The sequence below is a fragment of the Streptomyces sp. ISL-94 genome (assembly GCF_018614075.1).
GTDB lineage: Bacteria > Actinomycetota > Actinomycetes > Streptomycetales > Streptomycetaceae > Streptomyces.
On the sequence record NZ_JAGGOZ010000064.1, the window covers coordinates 17,544 to 43,217 of the forward strand.

20 protein-coding genes are annotated in these 25,674 nt (G+C 73.2%); 16 read left to right on the plus strand and 4 right to left on the minus strand.

Features of this window, described 5'->3' with window-relative positions; all coding sequences use genetic code 11:
* Positions 1 to 49: 49 nt before the first annotated feature.
* Entirely contained in the window at positions 50 to 3,310 is a 3,261-nt protein-coding gene (locus J7E94_RS20250) for a S41 family peptidase (protein WP_215017379.1), read from the minus strand.
* Between the two features lie 169 nt (positions 3,311 to 3,479).
* On the opposite strand from J7E94_RS20250, the gene J7E94_RS20255 reads away from it, so the two are divergent.
* Positions 3,480 to 4,070 carry a TetR/AcrR family transcriptional regulator gene (locus J7E94_RS20255; protein ID WP_215017381.1) on the plus strand — a complete coding sequence of 197 codons (591 nt, stop codon included), beginning with the start codon at positions 3,480 to 3,482 and terminating at the stop codon, positions 4,068 to 4,070.
* A gap of 129 nt (positions 4,071 to 4,199) precedes the next feature.
* Entirely contained in the window at positions 4,200 to 6,413 is a 2,214-nt protein-coding gene (locus J7E94_RS20260) for an MMPL family transporter (RefSeq protein ID WP_215017383.1), read from the plus strand.
* A gap of 74 nt (positions 6,414 to 6,487) precedes the next feature.
* Here the strand turns inward: J7E94_RS20260 and J7E94_RS20265 are convergent, their stop codons facing one another.
* Complete coding sequence (locus J7E94_RS20265; RefSeq protein ID WP_215017385.1) at positions 6,488 to 6,883, minus strand: SsgA family sporulation/cell division regulator; 396 nt, start codon at positions 6,881 to 6,883, stop codon at positions 6,488 to 6,490.
* A gap of 170 nt (positions 6,884 to 7,053) precedes the next feature.
* Between J7E94_RS20265 and J7E94_RS20270 the strand changes: the two genes are divergently transcribed.
* From J7E94_RS20270 to J7E94_RS20285, 4 genes are all read left to right on the plus strand, one after another.
* Entirely contained in the window at positions 7,054 to 8,106 is a 1,053-nt protein-coding gene (locus J7E94_RS20270) for an energy-coupling factor ABC transporter permease (protein ID WP_215017387.1), read from the plus strand.
* A 16-nt stretch (positions 8,107 to 8,122) separates the two neighbouring features.
* The gene (gene cbiQ, locus J7E94_RS20275) at positions 8,123 to 8,887 is read left to right on the plus strand and encodes a cobalt ECF transporter T component CbiQ (protein ID WP_215017389.1); all 765 of its coding nucleotides are present in this window, start codon (positions 8,123 to 8,125) and stop codon (positions 8,885 to 8,887) included.
* Between the two features lie 109 nt (positions 8,888 to 8,996).
* Positions 8,997 to 9,764: an energy-coupling factor ABC transporter ATP-binding protein gene (locus J7E94_RS20280; protein ID WP_215017391.1), complete on the plus strand. Its 768-nt coding sequence runs from the start codon at positions 8,997 to 8,999 to the stop codon at positions 9,762 to 9,764.
* Positions 9,765 to 9,792: 28 nt separating this feature from the next.
* Positions 9,793 to 10,986, plus strand: coding sequence for a serine hydrolase domain-containing protein (locus tag J7E94_RS20285; RefSeq protein WP_215017393.1), 1,194 nt, complete (start codon positions 9,793 to 9,795; stop codon positions 10,984 to 10,986).
* A gap of 45 nt (positions 10,987 to 11,031) precedes the next feature.
* On the opposite strand, the gene J7E94_RS20290 is transcribed toward J7E94_RS20285, so the two are convergent.
* Entirely contained in the window at positions 11,032 to 12,660 is a 1,629-nt protein-coding gene (locus J7E94_RS20290; protein ID WP_215017395.1) for a penicillin-binding transpeptidase domain-containing protein, read from the minus strand.
* Between the two features lie 169 nt (positions 12,661 to 12,829).
* Positions 12,830 to 14,599, minus strand: a complete 1,770-nt coding sequence (locus J7E94_RS20295) for a phospholipid carrier-dependent glycosyltransferase (RefSeq protein WP_215017397.1) — start codon at positions 14,597 to 14,599, stop codon at positions 12,830 to 12,832.
* A 111-nt stretch (positions 14,600 to 14,710) separates the two neighbouring features.
* On the opposite strand from J7E94_RS20295, the gene rsmI reads away from it, so the two are divergent.
* From rsmI to J7E94_RS20345, 10 genes are all read left to right on the plus strand, one after another.
* Positions 14,711 to 15,607, plus strand: a complete 897-nt coding sequence (gene rsmI, locus J7E94_RS20300) for a 16S rRNA (cytidine(1402)-2'-O)-methyltransferase (protein ID WP_215017399.1) — start codon at positions 14,711 to 14,713, stop codon at positions 15,605 to 15,607.
* Positions 15,608 to 15,767: 160 nt separating this feature from the next.
* Positions 15,768 to 16,307 (plus strand): hypothetical protein, encoded by a 540-nt coding sequence (locus tag J7E94_RS20305; protein ID WP_374224472.1) that lies wholly within the window; start codon positions 15,768 to 15,770, stop codon positions 16,305 to 16,307.
* A 10-nt stretch (positions 16,308 to 16,317) separates the two neighbouring features.
* A complete protein-coding gene (locus J7E94_RS20310; protein ID WP_215017402.1) occupies positions 16,318 to 17,229 on the plus strand; it encodes a TatD family hydrolase in 912 nt (303 codons plus the stop codon).
* A 1,310-nt stretch (positions 17,230 to 18,539) separates the two neighbouring features.
* Complete coding sequence (locus J7E94_RS20315) at positions 18,540 to 19,832, plus strand: resuscitation-promoting factor (protein WP_215017518.1); 1,293 nt, start codon at positions 18,540 to 18,542, stop codon at positions 19,830 to 19,832.
* Complete coding sequence (gene rsmA, locus J7E94_RS20320) at positions 19,829 to 20,731, plus strand: 16S rRNA (adenine(1518)-N(6)/adenine(1519)-N(6))-dimethyltransferase RsmA (RefSeq protein ID WP_215017404.1); 903 nt, start codon at positions 19,829 to 19,831, stop codon at positions 20,729 to 20,731. Before J7E94_RS20315 ends, rsmA begins: the two co-directional genes overlap by 4 nt.
* Positions 20,728 to 21,636: a 4-(cytidine 5'-diphospho)-2-C-methyl-D-erythritol kinase gene (locus tag J7E94_RS20325; protein WP_215017406.1), complete on the plus strand. Its 909-nt coding sequence runs from the start codon at positions 20,728 to 20,730 to the stop codon at positions 21,634 to 21,636. Before rsmA ends, J7E94_RS20325 begins: the two co-directional genes overlap by 4 nt.
* Before the next feature lie 71 nt (positions 21,637 to 21,707).
* Entirely contained in the window at positions 21,708 to 22,058 is a 351-nt protein-coding gene (locus J7E94_RS20330; RefSeq protein ID WP_215017408.1) for a hypothetical protein, read from the plus strand.
* Positions 22,055 to 22,318, plus strand: a complete 264-nt coding sequence (locus J7E94_RS20335) for a hypothetical protein (RefSeq protein ID WP_215017409.1) — start codon at positions 22,055 to 22,057, stop codon at positions 22,316 to 22,318. The genes J7E94_RS20330 and J7E94_RS20335 overlap by 4 nt, the downstream gene beginning before the upstream one ends.
* A gap of 70 nt (positions 22,319 to 22,388) precedes the next feature.
* Positions 22,389 to 23,723, plus strand: a complete 1,335-nt coding sequence (locus tag J7E94_RS20340; RefSeq protein WP_215017411.1) for an acyltransferase — start codon at positions 22,389 to 22,391, stop codon at positions 23,721 to 23,723.
* 28 nt (positions 23,724 to 23,751) lie between these two features.
* Entirely contained in the window at positions 23,752 to 25,554 is a 1,803-nt protein-coding gene (locus tag J7E94_RS20345; RefSeq protein WP_215017413.1) for an ABC-F family ATP-binding cassette domain-containing protein, read from the plus strand.
* The last annotated feature ends 120 nt before the right edge of the window (positions 25,555 to 25,674 follow it).

A 25,674-nucleotide genomic window follows, 5' to 3' on the forward strand; every position in this document is an offset into this window, starting at 1 on the left:
CCCTGCCGCATGCCCTGCCCCGTCCCCGTCCCTGCCCCTGCCCCTACCCCTACTCCCGCGGCGGCAGCTTCGGACGACGGCGGTCCGGCACGTCCGTGTAGCCGGGCGGCAGAGCGGCCGGGTCCTGCTCCAGCAGCTCCAGCGCCAGATGCACGGCATCGTCCAGCTGGGCGTGCCGCCCCTCCGCCCAGTCGAGCGGGGTGCGCTGGATCTCCAAGTCCGGCTCCACGCCGTGGTTCTCCACCGACCACCCGTACTCCGGGAACCACGCGGCGTTCATCGGCACCGTGATCACCGTGCCGTCGCCGAGGGTGTGCCGGCCGGTCATGCCGACCACCCCGCCCCAGGTCCGCAGTCCGACCACCGGGCCGAGCCCCAGCAGCTTGAAGGCCGCCGTGATCATGTCCCCGTCCGAGGAGGTCGCCTCGTCGGCCAGCGCGACGATCGGACCCCGGGGCGCGTTCGAGGCGTACGAGACCGGCTGGGCGTTGCGCGTCAGGTCCCAGCCGAGGATCGAGCGGGTCAGCTTCTCCACCACCAGCTCGCTGATGTGCCCGCCCGCGTTGCCGCGTACGTCCACGATCAGCGCCGGCCGGGACATCTCCATCCGCAGGTCGCGGTTGAACTGCGCCCAGCCCGAGCCGCCCATGTCGGGGATGTGCAGGTATCCGCACCGGCCGCCGCTGACCTCCCGGACCACCTCGCGCCGCTTCGACACCCAGTCCTGGTAGCGCAGCGGCCGCTCGTCGATCAGCGGTACGATCGCGACCCGCCGCGAGCGGCCCTCGCCCTCCGCGGGCTGGAAGGTCAGCTCGACGGTGGTGCCACCGGCCGCCGCGAGCAGCGGGTACGGCCCGGCCACCGGGTCCACCGGGCGCCCGTCCACATGGGTGAGCACCGCGCCGTCCCGGATGCCGGTGCCGGCCAGCGGGGAGCGGGCCTTGGAGTCCGAGGACTCGCCGGGCAGGATCCGCTTGACCACCCACCCCTCCTCCCGGTGCACGAGGTTGGCGCCGAGCAGCCCGATGGCCCGCTGGTAGTGCGGCGGGCCCTCGTTGCGGCGCGCGGGGGAGACGTAGGCGTGGGAGGTGCCGAGTTCGCCGAGCACCTCGCGCAGCAGGTCTGCGAACTCGTCGGGGGAGGCGACCCGTTCGACGAGGGGGCGGTACTGGCTCAGCACCGCCTCCCAGTCGATGCCGCACATCTTCGGCTCCCAGAAGTACGCGCGGATGAGCCGCCCGGCCTCCTCGAAGGCCTGGCGCCACTCGGCCGCCGGGTCCACCTCGTGCAGGATGCGCCGCAGGTCCAGGTAGACGGTCGAATCGCTGTCGCCCGACTCGGTCGCCGGGACCGCCCGCAGGTCCCCGTCGTCGTAGACGACCAGCCGGGTGCCGTCGCCGCTGACCGCGAACCAGTCGAGCCCGGAGGCCAGTTCCGTCTTGCGGGCCTTGGTGAGGTCGAAGTGCTCCAGAGTCGGCTTTCCGCTGAGGTCGGCCGGGTTGGCGAAGGTCTCGCCGAGCGCGCCGGAGATCGGCCAGCGCAGCCAGACCAGCCCGCCGCCGCTCACCGGGTAAAGCGCCGAGTACTTGGACGCGGTCACGGGGAAGGGCGTGACCCGGCTCTCCAGCCCCTCCACCTCCACGGTCACCGCGCCGTCGCCCGAGTCCCCCTCCTGCGGGTCGAGTCCGCCCGCCGCGGGCCGGCCCTCGGCGGACAGCGCGAAGGGCGAGGGGGTGGCCGAGGACAGGGGCACCAGGTACGGGCGGCAGCCCAGCGGGAAGGACAGGTCGCCGGTGTGCACGTCGTAGACCGGGTCGAAGCCGCGCCAGGACAGGAAGGCGAGGTAGCGCCCGTCCCGGGTGAAGACCGGATTCTCGTCCTCGAAGCGCCCGTTGGTGACGTCCACGACGACGCGTGCGCCGGGGCCGGAGATCCGCGCCATCTTGATCTGCCGCAGCGAGCGCCCGATGCCCGGATGCGACCAGGTCAGCCAGGCCCCGTCGGGCGAGAACGCCAGATCGGTCACCGGCCCGTTGATGGACCGGATCAGCTCGGTGACCTCTCCTCCCCCAGACTCCTCGGTCGCGTCGATGAGCAGCAGCCGCCCGTCGTTGGAGGCGATGGCCAGCCGCTCGCCGTCGGGATCCGACAGCAGTTCCAGTACGCGCCCCAGCTCGCCCGAGGCCAGCCGGCGCGGCTCCCGCTCCCCGGAGGCGCGCGGCAGATAGGCGATCTCGATCGCGTCCTCGCCCTCGGCGTCGGTGACGTAGGCGACCTGGCCGCCGCTGCCGAGCATCTCGGGCAGCCGGACCCGTACGCCGGGGGTGTCGGCGATGGTGCGGGCCGGCCCGTCGCGGTGGGTCAGCCAGTAGAGGCTGCCGCGCACCACGACCGCGCTGGCCCGCCCGGTGGTGTCGACGGAGAGGGAGTCGACGTGGCTGGCGGCCGGTACCTGGTACCTGCGGCGGCCCGCGCGCGGGCCGCCGAGGCGGACCGGGAGCCTGCGCGGGACGGCGTCGGGGGCCAGGGACTCGACGAGCCAGAGCTCCCCGGCGCACTGGTAGACGATCCGGGAGCCGTCGCTGGAGGCGTGCCGGGCGTAGAACTCGTCGTGGTCGGTGTGGCGGCGCAGGTCGGTGCCGTCGGGCCGGCAGGAGTACAGGTTGCCGATGCCCTCGTGGTCGGAGAGGAAGGCGATGCGCCCGCCGACGAACATCGGGGAGTCGAGGTGGCCCTCCACGTCCTCGAGCAGCCGTTTGCCGTGCAGCCACAGCCGGCCGGTGGCGCCGCCGCGGTAGCGCTTCCAGGCGGCGGGCTCGTGCGGGGGTTTGCCGGTGAGCAGCAGGCTGCGGTGCTCCCCGTCGATGTCGGCGACCTGGATGTCGGAGACCGGGCCCCAGGGGAGGCGTTTGCCGGGGCTTCCGTCGGTGGGCAGCTTGTAGGCCCAGGAGTAGTACGAGAACGGCTGCCCGTGCGAGGAGACCGCCAGGATGTTGCCGTCCGGGTCCCAGCCGCAGACCCGGGTGTCGGTGGAGCCCCAGTGGCTGAGCCGGCGGGCCGGGCCGCCGTCCACCGGGGCGAGGTGGATCTCGGGGTCGAGGCTGCGCCAGGTGGTGAAGGCGATGTGCCGGCCGTCGGGGGAGAAGCGGGGATGCCCGACCCTGGTCCGGTCGACGGTGATCCGCCAGGCCCGGCCGGGGGTCTGTCCGTCGGGGACCAGCGGGGCGACCCAGAGGTCGTCCTCGGTGGCGAAGCACAGCAGGTCGTCGTGCAGGTGCGGGAACCGGAGGTACGCGACGTCGTGACTCACCCCCCAATGCTTTCCGGGCGGAGAGGGCCTGGCAACTCGTACAGGTGATCCACGCCACCCCAATAAGCGAAACGGAACGGTTTCGTTTCGCTGGGGTGGAGGGGTAAGGTCTCTGTGTACGGAACGGATTCGTTTCGATAAGAGGTGCGTTCGGACGGGAGGCACGGAGATGACCGAGGCGATGGCGGCCCGGCGCAGCCGGATCACCCCCGAACGGCAGGCCGAACTGCACGAGGCGGTCCTCGACCTCCTGCGTGACGTCGGCTACGAGGCGCTGACCATGGACGCGGTCGCCGCCCGTACGAAGTCCAGCAAGGCCACCCTCTACCGCCAGTGGGGCAGCAAGCCCGAACTGGTCGCCCGGGCCCTTCGATGTACGCAGCCCGTCTCGCTGCGGGAAATCGACACGGGCAGCCTGCGCGGGGACTTCTCGCGCATGGTGGAGCACTCCGACGACGCGCAGATGGCCAAGGACACCGCACTCATGCGGGGTCTGGCCCATGCCGTGCACGAGAGCCCGGAACTCCACAAGGCACTCAGAGACCTGCTGGTCGACCCGGAGATCAACGGTCTCCAAGTGATGCTCCAGCGAGCGGTGGACCGGGGCGAAGTCCGCCCGGACTGCCCCGCTCTCGCCTTCGTGCCGCACATGCTCATCGGGGCGTTCATCTCGCTCCCGCTGATCGAGGACCGTCCGGTGGACCGGACCTTCCTCGGCCAGTTCATCGACGCCGTGGTCTTCCCCGCCCTCGGCGTCTGATCCGCCCCGATTCCCCGTCCCACACAGTCCCCATCGTTTGCTCCGCGCTGCTCCTGACACGCCGCTCTCGTCGTCGGGCCGGCTTTTCCTGCCCTTCCATCCCACGACCTGAACGGGAGAACCACCGACGTGGCTACCTTCCTCTACCGGCTCGGCCGCGGTGCCTTCCGGCGCCGCCGCTTCGTCGCCCTCGTGTGGGTGGCGCTGCTGTTCGCCGCCGGCTTCGGCGCGGCCTCGGCTTCAGCGCCCACCTCCGGCTCGTTCTCCATACCCGGCACGGAGGCCCAGAAGGCCTTCGACCTGCTGGAACAGCGCTTCCCCGGCATGTCCGCCGACGGCGCCACCGCCCGGATCGTCATCAAGGCCCCGGCGGGCGCCAAGGTCACCGACCCCGGCCCCAAGGCCGAGGTCGAGAAGATCGTCGAAGGCCTGAAGTCCGGCCCCGGCAAGGACCAGGTCTCCTCGGTCGCCGACCCGTACCAGACGCAGGCCGTGAGCCAGGACGGCTCCACCGCCTACATCAGCACCAAGTACAAGGTCAGCGGCATGGAGCTGACCGACGCGACCCGCGACGCGCTCAAGGGCTCCGGCACGGCGGCCACCGCCGCGGGCCTGAACGTCCAGATCGGCGGCGACGCCCTGATGACGGCCCCCGAGACCGGCTCCGGCGAGGTCATCGGCATCCTGATCGCCGCCATCGTCCTGGTCATCACCTTCGGCTCGCTCATCGCGGCCGGCCTGCCGCTGCTGACCGCGCTGATCGGCGTGGGCATCGGGGTCTCCTCCATCACCGCGCTCGCCAACGTGCTGGACCTCGGCTCCACCACCTCCACCCTCGCGATGATGATCGGCCTCGCGGTCGGCATCGACTACGCCCTCTTCATCGTCTCCCGCTACCGCGCGGAGCTCGCCGAGGGCCGCGAGCGGGACGAGGCCGCCGGGCGCGCCGCCGGAACCGCCGGATCCGCCGTCGTGTTCGCCGGTCTGACTGTGGTCATCGCCCTGGTGGGCCTGGCCGTCGTCAACATCCCCATGCTGACCAAGATGGGCTTCGCGGCCGCCGGAACCGTGGTCATCGCGGTCCTGGTCGCCCTGACGCTGGTCCCGGCCATCCTGGGCTTCGCGGGCAAGAAGGTGCTGCCGGCGGGCGAGAAGAGCAGGCTGTTCGGCAAGGGCGCGGGCAAGAACTCCTCCGGCGCGGGCGTCGGCCTGGAGAAGAAGGCCAACGGCGGCACCCGCTGGGCCCGCTTCGTCCTGCGTCGCCCGGTCATGGTGCTGCTGGCCGGTGTGATCGGCCTCGGCGTCATCGCCATCCCGGCGAGCAAGCTGGAGATGGGCCTGCCGGACGACGGCGCCCAGCCGGTCTCCACCACCCAGCGCCAGGCGTACGACCTGCTCTCCGACGGCTTCGGCCCCGGCTTCAACGGCCCCCTGATGGTGGTCGTGGACGGGGACAAGGCGCTCGCCGACTCCACCGTCGAGCGGATCAAGGGCCTGGAGGGCGTGGCCGCGGTCACCCCGCCGACCCAGAACAAGGCCGGCGACGCGGCCATCATCACCGTGATCCCGAAGGACCGCCCGTCCTCCACGCAGACCGAGGACCTGGTCCACGAGATCCGCGACGGCAGCGGTGACGACGTCCTCGTCACCGGCGCCACCGCGATGAACATCGACTTCTCGCAGAAGATGAACGACGCGCTGCTGCCCTACCTGGCGCTCGTCGTCGGCCTCGCCTTCCTGCTGCTGATGCTGGTGTTCCGTTCGGTCCTGGTCCCGCTCAAGGCGGCCCTCGGCTTCCTGCTCTCGGTCGTCGCCGCCCTCGGCGCGGTCGTCGCGGTCTTCCAGTGGGGCTGGCTCGGCTCGCTCTTCGGCGTGGAGCAGACCGGCCCGATCATGTCGATGATGCCGATCTTCATGGTGGGCGTCGTCTTCGGCCTCGCCATGGACTACGAGGTCTTCCTCGTCACCCGCATGCGTGAGGCGTACGTCCACGGCGAGCGCCCCGGCCAGGCCGTGGTGACGGGCTTCCAGTACAGCGCCCGGGTGGTCGTGGCCGCCGCCGTCATCATGATCGCGGTGTTCTCGGGCTTCATCGGAGCCAGCGAGCAGATGGTCAAGATGATCGGCTTCGGCCTGGCCGTCGCCGTCTTCTTCGACGCCTTCGTGGTCCGCATGGCCATCGTCCCGGCGGTGCTCGCCCTGCTCGGGCACAAGGCCTGGTGGCTGCCGCGCTGGCTGGACCGGCTGCTGCCGAACGTGGACGTGGAGGGCGAGAGCCTGCGCAAGCACCTCGCGGAGTCCCAGGAGGGCCCGGACAAGGACCGCGAGCTGGTCAACGCCTGACCCGGCTCCGTCCGCACGCACCAACGGCCCGGCCCCGTACCTGAACCTCAGGTACGGGGCCGGGCCCGTTACGCCTATCGGGTGGCGGAGGCGTACGTACGGCGCAGGAAGCGCCGCAGGGCGGCGATGTCGAACTGGATCACGGCGACGCCCTCGGGGGAGTGGAACTCGACGATCGCCTGGACGCGGCCGCAGGGCCAGACGCGTACGTCTCCGGTCCCCGTCGGGGCCAGCAGCCCCGCCTCCAGCAGGGCGCGGGGGAAGACCCACTCGTTGTCGGTGCCTTCGCAGGAGCGGTCCGCGGGGAAGACGACCCGTACGGCCAGCGGCTCCGCGGGGGCGAAGCGCAGCGCGACCGGGATCGTCCGGTAGAGGGGGTCGTCCGTGATCACACGGGCGCTGACCCGTTCCTCGACGGCGGACGCGGTCGTAGTCGTGGTCGCTGCGGGGTTCTCGGCGGGTGCTGACATCGACCTGCTCCTCGAAATCGGAACATTTGCGTCCGTTTGTCCGTCCAGCCTCGCACATGACGGCGAAAGTGCGCGGTTCTTTTTGTCACGTGGACGCTCTTGCCAACGGTTCGCAATTGGGCACTACTCTTGAACGGTTCGAGACAGGGAACCGGAAGCGGAGCTTCTCCATGCATGTGCCCGACGGATTCATCAACACACCCGTCTCGGCGGCCGCCGGAGTGGCAGCCGCCGCCGCGGTCGCCGTCAGCCTCCGCGGCGCACGCCGCGAGCTCGACGAGCGCACCGCCCCGCTCGCCGGCCTCGTCGCCGCCTTCATCTTCGCCGTGCAGATGCTGAACTTCCCCGTAGCCGCCGGCACCAGCGGACACCTGCTGGGCGGCGCGCTCGCCGCGATACTCGTCGGCCCTTACACCGGCGTCCTGTGCGTATCCGTCGTCCTGCTCATGCAGGGCATCCTCTTCGCCGACGGCGGGCTCACCGCCCTCGGCGTCAACATCAGCGTCATGGGCGTCGTCACCGTCGTCGTCGCCTACGCGATCTTCCGCGGGCTGCTCAAGGTGCTGCCGACCACCCGCCGCTCCGTGACCGCCGCCGCCTTCGCCGGAGCCCTGCTCTCCGTGCCCGCCGCCGCCACCGCCTTCACCGCCATCTACGCCCTCGGCGGCACCACCGACGTGGCCCTCGGCAAGGTGTTCACCGCCATGGTCGGCGTGCACGTGCTCATCGGCATCGGCGAGGCCGCCATCACCGCCGCGACCGTGGGCGCCGTGATCGCCGTACGGCCCGACCTGGTGCACGGCGCGCGCGGGCTCGCCGCGCCGCTGAAGCTGCGCGTGGGCGGCGAGCTCGTCGACGCCCCGGCCGCGGCCGCCGCGCCGGCCCCCGCCGCCGCCCGCTCCACCCGGAAGGTGTGGGCCACCGGCCTGGTCACGGCCCTCGCCCTCGCCGGATTCGTCTCCTTCTACGCCTCCGCCAGCCCCGACGGCCTGGAGAAGGTCGCCGCCGACAAGGGCATCGACCAGAAGGTCGAGGAGCACGCCGCCGCCGACTCCCCGCTCGCGGACTACAGCGTCAAGGACGTCGACGACGCCCGCCTGTCCGGCGGCCTCGCGGGCGTCATCGGCGTCGGCGCTACCGTCGCCGTCGGCTCCGGGATCTTCTGGACCGTGCGCCGCCGCCGTACCGACGAGCCGGCCGCGGCCGAGCCGTCGGCGGCCTGAGAGCCCGGGGTTCGGCATGGGAGCGGGCCACGCCCACAAGCTCTACCGGCACGGGCACTCGCCGGTCCACGCACTGCCTCCGCACTTCAAGCTCGCCGCGGTCTTCGCCTTCGTCGTCATCGTCGTGTCCACACCGCGCGAGGCGGTGTGGGCCTTCGGGCTGTACGCCGTCCTCCTCGCGGCCGCCGCGGCCGTGGCCCGCATCCCGGCCGGCTTCCTGCTGCGCCGGCTGCTGATCGAGGTCCCGTTCGTCGCCTTCGCCGGGCTCATGCCCTTCGTGGCGGAGGGCGAGCGGGTGGACGTCCTCGGCATGTCGCTCAGCGTCTCCGGCCTGTGGGGCGCCTGGAACGTCCTCGCCAAGGGCACCCTCGGCGTCGCCGCCTCCGTCCTGCTCGCCTCGACCACCGAACTGCGGGCCCTGCTGCTGGGCCTCCAGCGCCTCAAGCTGCCGCCGCTCCTCGTCCAGATCGCCTCCTTCATGATCCGCTACGGCGACGTGATCAGCGACGAGCTGCGCCGGATGTCCATCGCCCGCCGCTCCCGGGGCTTCGAGGCCCGCGGCGTCCGCCACTGGGGGGTGCTCGCCAAGACGGCCGGCGCCCTCTTCATCCGCTCCTACGAGCGCGGCGAGCGGGTCTACCTCGCGATGGTCAGCCGCGGGTACGCCGGCTCGATGCCGGTGATCGACGACATCGCGGCAACGCCCACTGAGTGGGCGCGCGCCTCTGCGCTCCCTTTGACAGCGTTGGCCGTCCTGGCGGCCGTCTGTCTGATGGGGTGACTCCTCCGCCCGGGGCGGCTTCTCACTCGCCTGGGAGGCTCATGACGGCCAAGCCCTGACCGCTGCCGTAGCAGGTGACCGATCGTAGCGGGGAACCCCCCGATGGGAGATGGAAATGGACGAATTGAAGGCTCAGGTGTCGCTGGAGGTCTCCGGCCTCGCCTACGCCTACCCCGACGGCCACCAGGCCCTCTTCGGGGTGGACCTGACCGTCGGGCGCGGCGAGCGGGTCGCCCTGCTCGGGCCCAACGGCGCCGGCAAGACCACGCTCGTGCTGCACCTCAACGGCATCCTCACCGGCGGGGTCGGCTCGGTGACGGTGGCCGGGCTGCCCGTGGAGAAGCGCAACCTCGCCGAGATCCGCCGCCGGGTCGGCATCGTCTTCCAGGACCCCGACGACCAGCTGTTCATGCCGACCGTCCGGGAGGACGTGGCCTTCGGACCGGCCGCGGCCGGGATGCGCGGCGCCGAGCTGGAGGAGCGGGTCCGCGAGGCCCTGGAGCAGGTCGGCATGGCGGACTTCGCCGACCGGCCGCCGCACCACCTCTCCTTCGGACAGCGCCGCCGGGTGGCCGTCGCCACCGTCCTGGCGATGCGGCCCGAGATCCTCGTCCTCGACGAGCCCTCCTCCAACCTCGACCCGGCCTCGCGGCGCGAGCTCGCGGACATCCTGCGCTCGCTCGACGTGACGGTGCTGATGGTGACCCACGACCTCCCGTACGCGCTGGAGCTGTGCGCGCGCTCCGTCATCCTCAGCGAGGGCGCCATCGCCGCGGACGGCCGCACGCAGGACCTGCTGTGCGACGAGCCCCTGATGCGGGCGCACCGCCTGGAGCTCCCCTTCGGCTTCGACCCGCGGTCGGTCGCGGTGGCATAAGGACCGGCCGGCGGTTGTTGGCCTGCACGTGAACATTCAGGGTGTGGTGGCGGAGGGCTTCGAGCCCGTCAGGGACGCGTTCGTACGCAATTTCGAGGTGCTGGGAGACCGGGGTGCGGCCGTGGCCGTCTACCGGGACGGACGCAAGGTCGTCGACCTGTGGGGCGGCACCAAGGACGCCGACGCCGACGCCGACGGAACCGCCGACGCCGACGGCACCGGCTCCGAGCCCTGGACCGAGGACACCGCGCAGATCGTCCGCTCCGCCACCAAGGGCGTGGCCGCGGCCGTACCCCTCCTGCTGCACCAGCGCGGGCTGCTGGACCTCGACGCGCCGGTCGCCTCGTACTGGCCGGAGTTCAAGGCGGGAGGCAAGGACCGCACCCTGGTCCGCCACCTCCTCTCCCACCAGGCCGGCGTCCCGGCGCTGGACCGCGGACTGACCGTTGCCGAGGCCGCGGACGGGGTCAGCGGGGCGCGCGCCGTCGCCGCGCAACAGGCCTTCTGGGAACCCGGCACCGGGCACGGCTACCACGCGCAGACCTTCAGCTGGCTGGTGTCCGAGCTGGTGCTCCGGGCCACCGGCCGCACCGTCGGCTCCGTCCTGGCCGAGGAGATAGCCGAGCCGCTGGGCCTGGACTTCTGGATCGGCCTGCCCGCGGCGGAGGCCCACCGGGTGGGCCGGGTGGCCCCCGTCGACCCGCCGGAGAGCGCGGGCCTGCTGAAGACCCGGCCGCGGCGGAACGTTTCCGAGGCCTACGCCGACCCCGACTCCCTCACCCGCCGAGCCTTCGCGGCCATCGACCCCCAGCCGGACGAGAACGACCCCGCCTACCAGGCCGCCGAGCTCCCCGGCTCGGCCGGCATCGGCACGGCGCGCGCCCTGGCCCGCTTCTACGCGGCCACCATCGGCGTGGTGGAGGACGGCGCCCGCATCTTCACCCCGGCCACCACGGCCCTCGCCGCGCGGGAGCTCTCCTCGGGGCCCGACCGCGTCCTGGTGGTGAACACCCGCTTCGGCCCCGGCTACATGCTCCACGGCCCGGCCTCCCCGCTGCTCTCCCCGGCCTCCTTCGGCCACCCGGGCCGCGGCGGCTCCCTCGCCTTCGCGGACCCGGAGTCGGGCATCGGCTTCGGCTACGTCACCAACGCCCACGCCAAGTCGGTCACGGCCGACCCCCGCCCCCAGTCCCTCCTCCGAGCCCTCCGCTCCGCACTCTGACCCGGCGGCGCCCGGCGGCGGGGCCGGATCCGCGTCGGAAACGGGTCAGCCGGCGTTGAGGACCTGGGCCACGATCGGGCCGGCGGCGTCGGCTCCGTGGCCGCCGCCCTCGACCATCGCCGCCGCCGCCACGTCCCCGCTGAAGCCGGTGAACCAGCTGTCCGGGCTGCCCGAGCCGTCGACCTCCGCGGAGCCGGTCTTCGCGCCCTTGTCGGAGCCGCCCACGGCGGCCATGGTCTGCCGGGCCGTGCCGCTGCTCGCCGTCAGCCGCATCATGGAGACCAGCTGCTGCTGCACCGAGGACTTCATGCGGCGCTGGGCCGTCGCGATCGTACGGCCGTCGAGCTCCGGGGAGACCAGCAGCGGCTGGCGGAACACGCCGGTGCGCGCGGTCGCGGTGATGGACGCGACGTTCAGCGGGTTCATGGTGATCCGGCCCTGCCCGATGTACCCGGCGGCCTCCTCCGCGCCCGTAGCCGTCGGGACCTTGCCGTCGACGGACTGGATGCCCGTCTTCCAGTCCAGGCCGATGCCGAAGACCTCCTTGGCCTCCTTCGACAGCGCGGCATCATCCCTGACGCCGTCGATCGGCTTGATGAAGGCCGTGTTGCAGGACCTGGCGAAGCCGGTCGCGAAGGTCGCGCCCGGCGCCTCGAAGTTCTTCAGGTTGTGGAAGGTGCGGCCGCCCCACACCGCCTCCTTCGTGCACTCCGCCGGCTTGTCGGCGGCGACCAGCCCCCGGTCGATCAGCATCGCCGCCGTCACGATCTTCATCGTGGAACCGGGAGCCCTGGCACCCCTCATCGCCGCGTTGAAGCCGTCGGCGCGGTGGTTGGCGACGGCCAGGATGTGCCCGTTGCCGGGCTGGACTGCGACCACCGACGCCTCGGGGTACTTGCCGACCGCCTGCTCGGCCGCCGCCTGCACCTTCGCGTCCAGATACGTCTTGAGCGTGCCCGGCTCGCCCTCGACCAGCGTCAGCAGCGTCCGCTTGGGCCCGCCTGCCGGTTCGATCCACACCTCGGCGCCGGGCTTGCCGCCCGTCTTGCCGCCGTACGCTGCGCGCAGCTCGTCGAGGACCGGCCGCAGCGAGGGGTACTTCTCCGGGGTCAGCTCCTCGCCGTTGCGGTCCACCGCCTTGACCGGCGGGGTCGCCGGGGCGCCCGCGCGCAGCTTCTCGCCCTTCTGGAGCTGTGGGTGGAGGATCGAATCCTGCCAGTCGACCAGCGGCTTCCCGCTGGTCAGGCCGCGCACCACGGTCAGCTGGGAGTCGTAGGCGAGCGGCTTGGTGACGCCCTCGTAGGTGATCTCCGCCTCGACCTTGTACGGCACGGTGGCGCCGTTCGGTGTGCCAGGGGTGATCACGGCCTTGGACACGTACGCCTTGGCCTTGAACTCCCCCACCGCGCTCTGCGCGGCCGCCGCGTTGTTCGTCAGGTCGGCGGCGGTCCTGGCGTCCCCCGCCGCCCACGCGGCCAGGAAGGCCTTCGCGGTCGCGGCGGTCTCCTTCTCCGTGACGGGCCCGCTGCCCTTCTCCGCCTGGACGGAGGCGGAGCCGTCCGCCTTCCCCCCGCCCCCGCTGTCCCCGACCAGGGAGTACACCCCGTATCCGGCGCCGCCGACCATCGCGAGGAATACCCCGCCGATGACGGCGCCCTTCGCTGCCCCGTTCACTTGAGTCCCCTCCAGAGTCCCCGTTCTCTGAACATGTTCAAAGAACCCCTGGTGCAGACCTTACGCGGCGCCACCACTCGGGGTCGTACTTGTTATCGGACCGGAACACGGCAGAAGGGCCCTCCCGCCACACGGGAAGACCCTTCGCCGACCGCCTCGCCAAGCCCGGCTACACCCAGGTGTCCAGCCACATGCGGGCCCGCCACGAGTCCATCGGGAGGGTCTGGCCCGTGTAGATCGGCCAGAAATAGATGAAGTTCCACACGATCAGCAGGACCAGCACCCCCGCCCCGATCGCGCCCAGCGCCCGCCGCCGTTCGCTGGACCCGGCCGGGCCCAGCAGGGCGCCGATCATCATCGCCACCGCCAGGCACAGGTACGGGACGAAGACCACCGCGTAGAAGAAGAAGATCGTCCGCTCCTGGTAGTTGAACCAGGGCAGCAGGCCCGCACCCAGCGCGCATGCGATCGCGCCCGCCCGCCAGTCGCGGCGGAAGAACCACCGCCACAGCACGTACAGCAGCGCGAAGCAGCCCGCCCACCACAGCAGCGGGGTGCCCAGGGCCAGGACCTCGCGGGCGCACTTGCCCGCCTCGGTCGCGGGGCAGCCGTCGGTGCCGGGCTCGGGGGACTCGTAGAAGTAGGAGACGGGCCGGCCCAGGACCAGCCAGCTCCACGGGTTGGACTCGTAGGTGTGCCCCGAGGTCAGGCCGACGTGGAACTTGTAGACCTCGGTCTCGTAGTGCCACAGGCTGCGCAGCCACTCCGGCAGGAACGACAGCGCGCTGCCCTGGTCGTTCTTGGCCGCCCAGTCGCGCAGGTAGCCGCCCTTGCCGTTGTCCGGGCTGAGGATCCAGCCCGACCAGGAGGCGATGTACGTCACCACCGCCACCGGGACCGTCGACACGAAGCCGGGCAGCGCGTCGCGGCGCAGCATCGCCGCGTACGGGGCCCCCGCCCCCGCGGTGCGCCGCGCGGCGGCGTCCCACAGCACGGTGAGGATCCCGAAGAAGGCCACGACGACGAAGCCGTTCCACTTCGTGCCGGCGGCCAGGCCCAGGAAGACCCCGGCCAGGATCCGGTACGGGCGCACGCCCAGCCGCAGCGTCTCGGCGATCCTCATGTCCGGCCGGGTCCGGCCCTCGTCGTCCACCGGCAGCGCGGCCGCGAGCCGCGCCCGGGCCTTGTCCCGGTCGATGAACAGCGCCCCGAAGGCGGCCAGCACGAAGAACATCAGCACCAGGTCCAGCAGCGCCGTGCGGCTCATCACCAGGTGCAGGCCGTCCACCGCGAGCAGCGCGCCCGCCAGGCAGCCCAGGGAGGTCGAGCGGAAGAGGCGGCGCCCGATCCGGCACAGCATCAGCACCGAGAGGGTGCCGAGCACGGCGGTCATGAACCGCCAGCCGAAGGGCGTGAAGCCGAACATCCACTCGCCGAGCCCGATCACCCACTTGCCGACGGGCGGGTGCACGACGTAGCCCGGGTCCAGCGGGAGGGAGACCCCGTCCGGGTTGGCGAGGATCGACTTGTCGATGTCCTTCGGCCAGCTCGCCTCGTAGCCCTGCTTGATCGTGGCCCAGGCGTCCTTGGCGTAGTACGTCTCGTCGAATATCACCGCCTTCGGGCTGCCCAGGTGCGCGAACCTCAGCACCCCGGCGACCAGCGCCACCAGCAGCGGCCCCGCCCACGACAGGATGCGCTGCCAGATGCCCCACACGCCGGGCGGCAGACCGAAGGTCATCCACAGCTGTGGAGAGGGCTTGGCGTACGGGGGCACCAGGCGGGTGCGGACGTCCGCGCGCGGCGCCGCTGCGCCGCGCGGCACGTAGCCGAAGGCGCGCAGCCGGCGCAGCCAGGTGGACGGCTCTTCTTCGCGTCCCGCCGGCGGGGCGGGCGGGGCCCCCGCGGGGCTGGGCGGCGGCGTCGCGGTACTGGTCACCGGCACATCGTAGGGAAAGGATCTGTGAGAACCCCAGTGGCGGGCGGCGTGGAGGCGGAGTACGGGCGGAGTGGGGGCGGCGCCCGGGCGGCGGGCTGAGAGGATGGGCGGGTGACAACTGACCAGCCCCGCGGTATCGAGACCTCCTCTCCGGCCGGCGTCCTGGTGCTCGCCGGCACCCCCATCGGCGACCTCGCGGACGCCCCGCCGCGGCTCGCGGCCGAGCTGGAGCGGGCCGATGTGATCGCCGCCGAGGACACCCGGCGGCTGCGCCGGCTGACCCAGGGGCTGGGCGTGCACACCACCGGGCGCGTCCTTTCGTACTTCGAGGGCAACGAATCCGCCCGCACCCCCGAGCTGGTCGAGGCCCTGGCCGGCGGGGCGCGCGTGCTGCTGGTCACCGACGCGGGCATGCCGTCCGTCTCCGACCCCGGCTACCGGCTGGTCGCCGCCGCCGTGGAGAAGGACATCCGGGTCACCGCCGTCCCCGGGCCCTCCGCGGTGCTCACCGCGCTCGCGCTCTCCGGGCTGCCGGTGGACCGGTTCTGCTTCGAGGGGTTCCTGCCGCGCAAGGCGGGCGAGCGGCTCGGCCGGCTGCGCGAGGTCGAGGCCGAGCGGCGCACCCTCGTCTACTTCGAGGCCCCGCACCGGCTCGACGACACCCTGGCCGCGATGGCCGAGGTCTTCGGCGCCGAGCGGCGGGCCGCCGTGTGCCGCGAGCTGACCAAGACCTACGAGGAGGTCAAGCGCGGCGGGCTCGGCGAGCTGGCCGCCTGGGCCGCCGAGGGCGTCCGCGGGGAGATCACCGTCGTCGTGGAGGGCGCCCCGGCGGCCGGCCCCGGCGATGTGGACGACGAGGAGCTCGTGCGCCGCGTACGGGTCCGCGAGGAGGCGGGAGAGCGGCGCAAGGAGGCCATCGCGGCGGTCGCCGCCGAGGCGGGGGTACCCAAGCGGGAGGTCTTCGACGCGGTCGTGGCGGCAAAGAATGCGGCACAAAAGGTGCTGTAAGTCGGTAAAGAGCTAACCTGAAAAGCAAAGCTCAGACCGCGCACCGGGCGCTTTGGGCATGAGTCGCCCAAAGACGGTCCAACAGTAGACAGGGCCTGATGCGCTCCCGCCCGAAGAGGCGTCCACTGGCAATGGCACCAGTGGAACAAGAGGAGCTCGCATGAGTGAGATCGCAGACACCCCGGTACCCGTCTCGGGACCCTCCCCCACACTCCGTGCGGGGGGAACCCCAGCCGGGCCCGTCGTCGCCGCCTCCGTCGTCTCTCCCGACGTGCAGACCGTGCACGAGGCGTACTCCTTCGCCTGCATGAGGTGCGGGTACGGCTGGGAGCAGGCGTACGCGATAGAGCACCACGTCGACGGCAAGGGTCAGCCGTTCATCATGTACACGGTCAACGGCGAGCGGGTCCCCTCCCCGCTGTCCAACCCCACCTGCCTGAACTGCGGCGGCCACGTCGTACGCATCATGCGGGCCGGCCAGGTCTCCTCGGTGCTCGGCATGCTCGACCAGCTCTACCACCACCGCATCGCGCCCGGAATCGCCGGACCGGTGCCCGCCGGCGCGAACGTCCCCCGGACCCCGAGGCCGCGCAAGGCGCCCCCGCGGCACGACGCGCCCGGACCCGTCGCCATCGACAACGCCGCCGAGGAGCGCCGGGGCCGGCTCTCCCGACTGCTGGGGATCTTCCGCCGGTCATAAGATCGGCCGTATGAGCACCCCCTCCGCCTCCAAGGACGCCCTGCCGCCGCTGCCCGAACCCCTCCGGGTGGCGGTGGCGGATTCGCACACCCACCTGGACATGCAGTCCGGCACCGTCGAGGAAGGCCTGGCCAGGGCCGCCTCGGTGGGCGTGACCACGGTGGTCCAGGTGGGCTGCGACGTGAAGGGCTCCCGGTGGGCCGCCGAGACCGCCGCCGCGCACGAGAACGTCCACGCGGCCGTGGCCCTCCACCCGAACGAGGCGCCCCGCATCGTCCACGGGGACCCTGGGGGCACCTCCCAGCCCCCTGGGGCTGGGGGAGGGTGGTCCCGGCAGGGCGCGCGCACCGGCGGCGGAGACGCGGCCCTCGACGACGCCCTCGCCGAGATCGAGGCGCTGGCCGCCCTCGACCACGTCAAGGCGGTCGGCGAGACCGGGCTGGACTACTTCCGCACCGGCCCGGAGGGCATGGCGGCGCAGGAGCGCTCCTTCCGCGCCCACATCGAGATCGCCAAGCGGCAGGGCAAGGCGCTCGTCATCCACGACCGCGAGGCCCATGCGGACGTGCTGCGCATCCTGCGGGACGAGGGTGCGCCCGAGCGGACCGTCTTCCACTGCTACTCCGGGGACGCGGAGATGGCCCGGCTGTGCGCCGCCGCCGGGTACTACATGTCCTTCGCCGGGACGGTCACCTTCAAGAACGCGGCGCCGCTGCGCGAGGCCCTGGCCGTCGCCCCGCTGGAGCTCGTGCTCGTAGAGACCGACGCCCCGTACCTCACCCCGGCGCCGTACCGCGGACGGCCCAACGCGCCGTACCTCATTCCGCTGACCGTACGGGCGATGGCGGCGGTGCGCGGCATCGGCGAGGACGCGATGGCGACCGCCCTTGCGGCGAACACGGCCCGGGCCTTCGCCTACTGAGCCGCCGACTGCTCGACACGCTGCGTAGCCGCTTGACTTTGGTCGGTGACGGCTCCTCCGGTAAGGTGCCGTGCCCGAACCAGCGGGTCCGGACCACCAGTGGAGCGAGCGTCGTGAGCGATACGCAGGGCAGTCACCGCCGTGGCGGTCCCGTCCCCGGGGCGTACGAGCCCGTGGCCTGGCCGGCCGGTCCGGGATCCCCGTCGCCTTGGCCGGCGGGCACGGCGGCCCCGGACCCCCTGGCCTGGCCGGCCGGTCCGGGGGACCCGCAGCCCGGACGGCAGGCCCCGGCGCCCCCCTGGTCGGCGGGCGCCGGGGACTCCGAGCCGCCGGCCTGGCCGGCCGGGGCCGGGGACGCGGCCTCGGTGCCCTGGCCACCGCGTACCGGGGACTCGGAGCCACCGGCCTGGACGGGCGACGCCGGGGGCTCGCAGCCGCCGGCCTGGGCGTCGGCCGACGCAGGGGATCCGGACCCGTCACCCTGGAGGTTGGCCGACGCCGCGGATCCGGAACCGCCGGCCTGGGGGGCGGCCGACGCCGCGGATCGGGAGCCGCCGGCCTGGGCGCCGGCTGATGCCGGGGTTCCGGAGCCGTCAGCCTGGGGGTCGGCCGCCGCCGGAGATCCGGAGCCGCCGGCCTGGGGGGCGGCTGATGCCGCGGATCCGGAACCGCCGGCCTGGGGGGCGGCTGATGCCGCGGATCGGGAGCCGCCGGCCTGGGGGTCGGCTGATGTCGGAGATCCGGAGCGGTCAGCCTGGGGGTCAGCTGATGTTGGGGTTCCGGAGCCGTCAGCCTGGGGGTCGGCCGCCGCCGGAGATCCGGAGCCGCCGGCCTGGGCGTCGGCTGATGCCGCGGATCCGGGACCGCCGGCCTGGGGGGCGGCTGACGCCGGGGGTCCGGACACGGCACCCTGGCCGGCCCGTGCCGCGGAGGGGGAGCCCGTGGCCTGGCCGGCCGGCGCCGGGCATCCGGGGGCGGGACCGCTCCCGCCGGATCCTGCTCCGGGGGTTCCCTCCCCGCGGGGCGGGGATCACCGGGGGTCCCGCCGGTCGCGCGGTCGGGTGACCCCGCCGCCGGCCCCCACCGCACCGTCGGCCCCCGGCACCGGCCGCCGCGCCCGCGGCCGCGCGACCCCGCCCACCGCCGAGCCGCCTTCCGAGCAGCCCCCCGCCCCCGACGAGCCGTACGCGTCCCCGGCGCCGGGCCCGGGCCGCCGCCGAGCCGTGGCCGTGGACCGGCCCGCGGCTGAAGCAGCGCAAGCGCCCGCGGTGCCGGGCTCGGGCCGCCGCCGCGCCCCCGGACCGGGCACCATGCCGACGCCCGTCACGGACACCGGCACCCACACGGCCACCACCACCGGCACGGGCACCGGCATGGGATCGGGCTCGGGCCGGCGGGCTCGGGGGCGGACCATCACCGCCGAGCCCCCGGCAGGGGCCGGGCCCGCCACGGGCCGGCGCGCACGCGGCCGTACCGTCGCCGTCACCACCCCCGAAGTGATCCTCACCCCGGCAGGAACCTGGCGGCGCCTCGTCCCCCAGGCCCTCGTCGTCGCCTTCCTCGCCGGCGGCACCACCGCCTTCGTCGCCGCCGACAAGTCCGTACGCCTCACCGTCGACGGAGTCCCGAGGAACCTCCACACCTTCGCCGACGACATCGGTGAACTGCTGGCCGCCGAAGGCCTCGGCATCGGGCCGCACGACCTCGTCGCCCCCGCCCCCGGTGAACCCCTCGACGACGGCGAGGAGGTCGTCGTCCGCTACGGCCGCCCCCTCCACCTGACCCTCGACGGACAGCGGCGCGAGGTGTGGACCACCGCCCGCAGCGTCGAGGGCGCGCTGCGCCAGTTCGGGATCCGCGCCGAAGGCGCCTACCTCTCCACCCCCCGCACCGCCCCCGTCCCCCGCGCCGGCCTCGCCCTCAGCGTCCGTACCGAACGCAGCGTCACCTTCATGGCCGACGGCCGCGAACGCACCATCCGCACCAACGCCGCCACCGTCCAGGAGGCCCTCGACCAGGCCGGCATCACCCTCCACGGCCAGGACACCACCTCCGTGCCCTCCGGCTCCTTCCCGCGCGACGGCCAGACCGTCACCGTGCTCCGCATCACCGGCACCCGCGAGGTCCGCGAGGAGCGCATCCCGTACGAGACCGAGAAGACCAAGGACGACACCCTCTTCGCCGGCACCGAGGTCGTCGAGCGCGCCGGCCGCCCCGGCGCGCGCAGGGTCACCTACAGCCTCCGCACCGTCAACGGCGTCCGCCAAAAGCCCCGCCGCATCGCGGAGGAGACCGTCCGCGAGCCCGTCACCCAGCTGGTCAAGGTGGGCACGAAGCCGCTGCCGGCCTCCGTCGCCGGAGCCGAGGGCCTCGACTGGGGGGCACTGGCCCGGTGCGAGTCCGGCGGACGGCCCGGCGCCACCGACGCCTCGGGCGCGTACGGCGGCCTCTACCAGTTCGACGTCCACACCTGGCAGGCCCTCGGCGGCAGCGGCCGCCCCCAGGACGCCCCGGGCACGGAACAGACGTACCGGGCGAAGAAGCTCTACGTGCAGCGGGGGGCGAGTCCGTGGCCCCACTGCGGCCGTAGGCTTTACCGGTGAGCACCGCAGAGCAGCAGCCCAACGAGAACCCTTCTGACGCCCTCCTCGGCCCGGCCGACATCCGGGAACTGGCCGCCGCCCTCGGCGTACGCCCGACGAAGCAGAAGGGCCAGAACTTCGTCATCGACGCCAACACGGTGCGCCGTATCGTGCGGACCGCCGCGGTGCGCCCGGACGACGTGGTCGTCGAGGTCGGCCCGGGCCTGGGCTCGCTGACGCTCGCCCTGCTGGAGGCCGCGGACCGGGTCACCGCCGTCGAGATCGACGACATCCTCGCCGCGGCGCTGCCCGCCACCATCGAGGCCCGGATGCCCGAGCGCAAGGACCGCTTCGCGCTGGTCCACTCCGACGCCATGCTGGTGACGGAACTGCCCGGCCCGGCGCCGACCGCGCTCGTCGCCAACCTCCCGTACAACGTGGCCGTGCCCGTCCTGCTGACCATGCTCGACCGCTTCCCGACCATCGAGCGGACCCTGGTGATGGTGCAGGCGGAAGTCGCCGACCGGCTCGCCGCCGAGCCCGGCAACAAGGTGTACGGCGTCCCCTCGGTCAAGGCCAACTGGTACGCGCACGTCAAGCGCGCCGGGTCCATCGGCCGCAAGGTGTTCTGGCCCGCGCCGAACGTCGACTCCGGTCTCGTCTCGCTGGTGCGGCGGACCGAACCGGTCAAGACCACCGCCTCGAAGGCGGAGGTCTTCGCGGTCGTCGATGCGGCCTTCGCCCAGCGCCGCAAGACGCTGCGCGCCGCGCTGGCCGGCTGGGCCGGATCGCCCGCGGGCGCCGAGGCGGCTCTGGTCGCCGCCGGCGTCTCTCCGCAGGCGCGCGGCGAGTCGCTGACGGTGGAGCAGTTCGCCGCGATCGCCGAGCACAAGCCCGCGGCGCAGAGGCCCGCGCTGTGAGCGGGCGCACGAGCGTGACCGTACGGGTCCCCGCGAAGGTCAACGTGCAGCTGGCGGTGGGCGCGGCCCGGCCCGACGGCTTCCACGACCTGGCCAACGTCTTCCTCGCCGTCTCCCTCTTCGACGAGGTCACGGCCACCGCGGCCGACGAACTGAAGGTGACCTGCGCGGGCCCGGACGCCGACCAGGTGCCCCTGGACCGCACCAACCTCGCGGCGCGCGCCGCCGAGATCCTGGCCGCGCGGGCGGGGCTGACCCCCTCCGTCCACCTCCACATCGCGAAGAACATCCCGGTCGCGGGCGGCATGGCGGGCGGCAGCGCGGACGGGGCCGCCGCCCTGCTGGCGTGCGACGTCCTGTGGGGCCTGGACACCCCGCGCGCCGAACTGCTCGACCTCTGCGCGGAGCTGGGCAGCGACGTGCCCTTCAGCCTGGTCGGCGGCGCCGCGCTGGGCACCGGCCGCGGCGAGCTGCTGACCCCGGTGGAGGCCGGGGCGTTCCACTGGGTGTTCGCGGTCGCCGACGGCGGGCTGTCGACCCCGGCCGTCTTCCGCGAGTTCGACCGCCTCACGGCCGGTACGCGGATCCCGGAGCCGGAGGCCTCGCCGGCCCTGCTCGCGGCCCTGGCCTCGGGCGACCCGGACGCGCTGGCCCCCCTCCTGGCGAACGACCTCCAGGCGGCGGCCCTGTCGCTGCGCCCGCAGCTGGCCCGGACGCTGGCCGCGGGCACGGACGCCGGTGCGCTGGCCGCGCTGGTCTCGGGCTCCGGGCCGACGACGGCCTTCCTGGTCCGCGACCCGGAATCGGCGGCGAAGGTCGCGGCGGCCCTCGAAGCCTCGGGCACGTGCCGCGCCACCCGCGTGGCCTCCTCCCCGGCCCCGGGAGCCACGCCCCTCTCGCCGTGAACCTGCGCCCCCGGAACCCCGCCCCGGCTAGGCTGGTGGGCACCGACGAGAGCGACCCAGGAGGCGGTTCGATGACCGAGCAGGTCGCGGCCGGAACGCCGCTGATTCCGATGCCGGCACTCACCCCGGCGGCCCTGCGCGTCGCCGTCGCGCAGATCGCTCCTGCCCATCTGCCCGCCTTCGTCGAGCACCTGGACCGGGCGGCGGAGCAGAGCGCCGAGCAGAGCACCATCGCGCCGCTGCGAGCGTTCCTGCAGTGGTGGGGCGAGTTCGTCGCCGTTCAGCGGCATCCCGCCCGCGCGGCGCGGCTCCGCGAGCTGGAGGCGGTCGCCGCGAGGGCCGAGGACCGCGAAGCCCTCGACGCGGCGGTCGCCGAGATCCAGGACATCCTCGCCGCCGCGCGACGCGAGGCCGCTGCGTGAGCGACGCCTGGGCGTGGCACTACAACCCGGACGCCGAGCACGTCGTCGGCGATCTGCCCGCCGGTGCCGTGGCCGAGGTGGAGCGCCTTGCCGAACAGCTCGCGGTGCTGGGCCGGGACGCCGGCGAGGTGGGACGCGGGCCGGTGGAGGGCGGGGGACTGCGGACACTGGACATCTTCGGCGGCCGGGGCTTCCTCATGTTCCTCGCGCCGGAGCGACTACGGGAGATCTCCGTCGTCCGGGTGGTCTGGCTCGGCTGAGGGGTACTCAGCCGGGAGTTGAGTATCCGAACCCTGTCCCCGGTGACCGCCGCGCGCGAGCGTAAGGGGCATGGGACAGACCGCCAAGGCAATGGCCGCCGCAACGCCCGCGCAGCGGGACCGGTACATCGACCTGCTCCGCGTCGCCTCGCTCGGCACCGTCATCGGCGGGCACTGGCTGATGGCGGCCGTCAGCAGCGACGGCATAGGGAACCTGCTCGCCCTCGTGCCCCCGCTCCAGCTGCTCACCTGGGGGCTCCAGGTCATGCCCGTCTTCTTCTTCGTCGGCGGGTTCTCGCACGCCCTGTCCTACCGCTCCCTGGCCCGCCGCTCCGACGGGCGGCCCGTGTACGCCGCCTTCCTGCGGGCCCGCCTCCAGCGCCTGCTGCGGCCGACCCTCGTCTTCGTCCTCGTCTGGGGCGCCGCCGCGCTCGCCGTCCAGCTCGCCGGCCGCGGCGCCGGCGGGCTGACCGGGGCCGCGCTGCGGCTGGTGACGCAGCCGCTCTGGTTCATCGGCATCTACCTCGCCATGGTCGCCTTCACCCCGCCCCTGCTGAAGCTGCACGAGCGCTGGGGGTGGGGGGCCTTCGCGGCGCTCCTCGCCGCGGCCGCCGCCGTCGACGTCCTGCGCTTCGCGCTCGCCCTCCCGTACGTCGAGTTCCTGAACTTCGCCTTCGTCTGGCTCGCCGTCCACCAGCTCGGCTTCCTGCGCGCCGACGGGCGGATCAGGACCCCCGCCGCCCTCGGCCTCGCCGCCGCCGGCCTCGCGGGGGCCGTCCTGCTGGTGGCGTACGGCCCGTACCCGCTCTCCATGGTGGGGATGCCGGGCGAGAAGGTGTCCAACATGGCCCCGCCCACCCTCGCCCTGCTCTGCCACGGCATGTGGCTCGCCGGCGCCGTCCAGCTGGCCGCCCGCCCCGCCACCGCCTGGCTGCGCCGCCCCCGCGTCTGGCGCGCTGTCGTCGCCGCCAACGGGATCGCCATGACCGCCTTCCTCTGGCACCTCACCGCCATGCTCGGTGTGTACGGGGCCCAGCTCGCCCTCGGCCTGGACCTGCCGGCCCCGGCCACCGCGGCCTGGTGGGCGCAGGCTCCCGTACGGATCCTTCTGGCCGCCACCCTGACCGCGCTGCTCGTCACCGTCTTCCGCCGCTTCGAAGCCCCGGCCCCGGCCCCGACCGCCGTGGGCCCGGGCAGCGGCCCCCGCGCCGCTCTCGGCATCACCCTCTGCCTGCTCGGCATCCTCGGCCTGTCCATGACCGGGCTCGGCGGCCTCCTCGACGGCCACAGCGCCACCCTGATCGCCCTCCCGGTCACCGCACCCCTCGCCATCGCCATGGCACTGACGGGCTGGCTCCTGGTGGAACGGTCCGGCCCGGCCGGGAGGGTTAGGCTGAGGGGCTGATCCCTCAACCTTCCCTGGAGCGCGTCTGATGGCCGTCAATCTGGTCAATGTCGAGGCAGTCAGCAAGGTGTACGGCACACGTACCCTGCTCGACGGCATTTCCCTCGGCGTATCCGAGGGGGACCGGATCGGTGTCGTCGGCCGCAACGGCGACGGCAAGACCACCCTCATCCGGATGCTGGCCAAGCTGGAGGACCCCGACACCGGGCGCGTCACCCAGTCGGGCGGCCTGCGTATGGGCGTCCTCACCCAGCACGACTCCCTCGATCCCGCGGCCACCATCCGCCACGAGATCATCCGCGACATGGCCGATCACGAGTGGGCCGGCAACGCCAAGATCCGCGACGTCCTGACCGGCCTCTTCGGCGGCCTCGACCTGCCCGGCTTCGGGCAGGGCCTCGACACCGTCATCGGACCGCTCTCCGGAGGTGAGCGCCGCCGCATCGCGCTCGCCCAGCTGCTCATCGCCGACCAGGACCTTCTCGTCCTCGACGAGCCCACCAACCACCTCGACGTCGAGGGCATCGCCTGGCTGGCCAAGCACCTCCAGGAGCGCCGCTCCGCGCTCGTCTGCGTCACCCACGACCGCTGGTTCCTCGACCAGGTCTGCACCCGCATGTGGGACGTCCAGCGCGGCGACGTGCACGAGTACGAGGGCGGCTACAGCGACTACGTCTTCGCCCGCGCCGAGCGCGAGCGGATCGCCGCCACCGAGGAGTCCAAGCGGCAGAACCTGATGCGCAAGGAGCTGGCCTGGCTGCGCCGCGGCGCGCCCGCCCGGACCTCCAAGCCGCGCTACCGCATCGAGGCGGCCAACGAGCTCATCGCCGACGTGCCGCCGCCGCGCGACAAGTCCGAGCTGATGCGCTTCGCCAACGCCCGCCTCGGCAAGACCGTCTTCGACCTCGAGGACGTCACCGTCCAGGCCGGCCCGAAGCTCCTGCTCAAGCACCTCACCTGGCACCTCGGCCCCGGTGACCGCATCGGCCTCGTCGGCGTCAACGGCGCCGGCAAGACCTCCCTGCTGCGCGCGCTGGCCGAGGCCGCCCGCACCCAGGGCGAGGCCCAGCCCGCCGCCGGCAAGGTCACCGTCGGCAAGACCGTCCGCCTCGCCTACCTCTCGCAGGAGGTCGGCGAACTCGACCCGTCCCTGCGGGTCCTGGAGGCCGTGCAGCGCGTCCGCGACCGCGTCGACCTCGGCAACGGCCGCGAGATGACGGCGGGCCAGCTGTGCGAGCAGTTCGGCTTCACCAAGGAGAAGCAGTGGACCCCGGTCGGCGACCTCTCCGGCGGTGAGCGGCGCCGGCTGCAGATCCTGCGCCTGCTGATGGACGAGCCGAACGTCCTCTTCCTCGACGAGCCCACCAACGACCTCGACATCGAGACCCTGACCCAGCTGGAGGACCTCCTCGACGGCTGGCCCGGCTCGATGATCGCCATCTCCCACGACCGGTTCTTCATCGAGCGCACCACCGACACGGTGATGGCCCTGCTCGGCGACGCGAGCCTGCGGATGCTGCCGCGCGGCCTGGACGAGTACCTGGAGCGCCGGCAGCGGATGATCGAGGCGGCCTCCCCGACGCCCGGCCCGGCCGCCGCCGCGCCTAAGTCCACCGCCTCGGGGGACTCCCGCGCCGCGAAGAAGGAGCTCCAGAAGATCGAGCGCCAGCTGAACAAGCTCTCCGACCGCGAGAGCAGCCTGCACGCCCAGATCGCCGAGAACTCCACCGACTACGACAAGGTGGCCAAGCTCGACGCAGAGCTCCGGGAACTCCTCGCGGACCGCGACGATTTGGAAATGCGCTGGCTGGAGCTGGCCGAAGAGGCCTAGTGCTGTGGCCGGAAAGGTTCACCGCGTCGCGATGTCCGGCCCGGCACCAGCCCCTTGCGGAGGACGGCCGCCTGCCCGGCTTCCCGGCCCTCAAGTGGCCGGATAACGACGGCGTCACGG